The 380-nt window shown below is 58.7% G+C and carries 1 protein-coding gene; it reads left to right on the plus strand.

The features are described 5' to 3' along the window. Positions 1-22: 22 nt before the first annotated feature. Positions 23-380, plus strand: a 358-nt coding sequence (locus D7W79_RS43070) for an MFS transporter (protein WP_244222301.1), incomplete at its 3' end; no start/stop codon positions are given.

Raw genomic sequence — 380 nt, forward strand, 5'->3', positions numbered from 1 at the left:
GTTGACGTTGGGCGTGGCATCCATGCTGCTCGGCTTTCTCATCCGTCCGACGATTCAGCCACAAGGGGCAAGCCGCCAGCAGGAGAGCACCGGTTGGTCTGCGTGGTTGGCGTTGGTTCGCCAGAACTGGCGCGTTCTGGCCTGCGTTTGTTTATTGCAGGGGGCGCATGCGGCCTATTACGGTTTTAGCGCCATGTACTGGCAGGCTGCTGGCTACTCGGCCTCGGCGGTGGGCTATTTGTGGTCGCTGGGCGTGGTGGCGGAAGTCATTATCTTTGCGCTGAGTAATAAACTTTTCCGCCGTTGTAGTGCACGCGATATGCTGTTGATCTCAGCGATTTGCGGCGTAGTGCGCTGGGGCATTATGGGAGCAACTACGG

It is taken from the genome of Corallococcus exercitus, assembly GCF_003611585.1.
GTDB classification, from domain to species: domain Bacteria; phylum Myxococcota; class Myxococcia; order Myxococcales; family Myxococcaceae; genus Corallococcus; species Corallococcus exercitus.